At 30.3% G+C, this 1666-nt stretch carries 4 protein-coding genes and 1 tRNA gene; all 5 read right to left on the bottom strand.

From position 1 onward, the window contains the following. Nucleotides 1–38: 38 nt before the first annotated feature. Nucleotides 39–114: transfer RNA gene (locus HG1285_RS02470), tRNA-Pro, on the bottom strand. A 3-nt stretch (nucleotides 115–117) separates the two neighbouring features. Next, a complete protein-coding gene (locus HG1285_RS02475) occupies nucleotides 118–411 on the bottom strand; it encodes an HU family DNA-binding protein (RefSeq protein ID WP_008289122.1) in 294 nt (97 codons plus the stop codon). Nucleotides 412–448: 37 nt separating this feature from the next. Further along, nucleotides 449–982 carry a gamma carbonic anhydrase family protein gene (locus HG1285_RS02480; protein ID WP_008289121.1) on the bottom strand — a complete coding sequence of 178 codons (534 nt, stop codon included), beginning with the start codon at nucleotides 980–982 and terminating at the stop codon, nucleotides 449–451. Between the two features lie 210 nt (nucleotides 983–1192). Next, nucleotides 1193–1399 (bottom strand): hypothetical protein, encoded by a 207-nt coding sequence (locus HG1285_RS02485; RefSeq protein WP_008289119.1) that lies wholly within the window; start codon nucleotides 1397–1399, stop codon nucleotides 1193–1195. Nucleotides 1400–1422: 23 nt separating this feature from the next. Continuing rightward, on the bottom strand, nucleotides 1423–1666 hold a 244-nt coding region (locus HG1285_RS02490; RefSeq protein WP_008289118.1), incomplete at its 5' end, for a 6-carboxytetrahydropterin synthase.

Here is a 1666-nt window from a genome sequence, read left to right as displayed (position 1 = left end):
TGAAAGAGGTATCAGATATTTAGAAAAAGATTTATAAATGGTCGGAGCGAGCGGACTTGAACCGCCGACCTCTGGCCCCCCATGCCAGTGCTCTACCGCCTGAGCTACGCTCCGAGATTAAATAGAATTTATTTCATTTATTAATTTTTTTCCAGGTTTAAATGAAACTCCAAGACGTTCGGGTACTATTTTTTCTTCATTAGTTCTTGGGTTTCTTCCAACTTTAGCTTTTCTCTTTTTTACAAAAAAAGTTCCAAATCCAGATATTTGAATTTTTTTTCCGTCCTGTCCGTTTTTTAGCTCATTTTCAATAAGAGAAAAAAGTTCATCTACTATTATTTTTATATCTTTTTTAGTTAAATTTATGTCTTTATTATCTAAAATCCATTCTACAATATCAATTTTTGTCAAATTTTTTCTCCTTTTAAAACAAATAAAAGGACAAATATTATATGCCTTTTGGTTTTAAATCTTCAAGATAAGAATTTTTGTAGTTTATGTAGTTTTTATAAGACTGCTCAAGCCATTTTATTTCCTCTTCTGTTAAATCCCTTTTATATCTTGCAGGGCTTCCAGTCCAGAGGGTTCTCGGCTCAATTTTTTTTCCAGGGGTGACTAATGCACCTGCTCCAACAATACTTTCTCTGCCTACGACAACACCGTCCATAATAGTTGAAGACATTCCAATTAAACATCTGTCTTCTATTGTACATGCGTGGAGCATAACATTATGTCCAACTGTAACTTCTTTGCCAATAATTGTTGGATATTTTTTATGGTCAACGTGGATAATTGTACCGTCCTGTATGTTTGTTCTGTCTCCAATTCTTATATAATTTACATCTCCTCTTATTACAACGTTGTACCATATAGAACAGTCTTCTCCTATTTCAACATCTCCAATAATGACAGCATTTTCTGCAATGAAAGCTGAAGGGTGTATTTTAGGAAATTTCCCTTTATATGGTTTAATTATCGCCATTTTTCTCCTCTTTGTGTTTTTTTAAAAATTTTATTCCAATAATAAAATATAAAGTTAGCATAAAAAACATTATAAGAATTGTTGAAAGTAAAGGAAAAATATCCATGTCTATCCTAAGAAACTTTTTTTGAAGCAAAGATTGCAATACCTATTCCTAAAATTCCTGCTAATAAAACAAAGGAAAATAGAATTAAGTAATATAAAAACATATCATTCACTTTTACTTCCTCCAACTATTATCAAAAAAGTAGCTATAAGAAATATAATAAGATATACACTTCCAAAAGCAATAGATATTTTAAGATTGAATTCATCTTTAATAATTGGTTGAATAATAGCAAAAACTATAATGGCAACACCTATATTAAAAAAATGCTTTCCTATTTCTTCAGATGCTTTCTTTAGACCTTCTTTCAAAGTATATAAACTCCTATAATATATTATTTCCTATAAACAGCCTTTCCTGTTTCTGTTTCCCATACTGTTATAGATACAACCTTTATATCTTCTAAAAGTCCAGCTTCTTCAAGTTTTTTTTCTAAAAAATCGTAAATAAATTTTGCTATAGCTTCTGCTGTAGGACAAAAATCAACTACAAAGAGCTTTAAAAATCCAAAATCTTCTTTAAACTTTGGATACAGAGGGTCATTTTTATCAATTATGAAAGAGTGGTCTATCTGGTTG

The sequence above is a fragment of the Hydrogenivirga sp. 128-5-R1-1 genome (assembly GCF_000171895.1).
The sequence above is the reverse complement of the archived record's forward strand: the minus strand, read 5'-3'. Positions and strand labels throughout refer to the sequence as shown.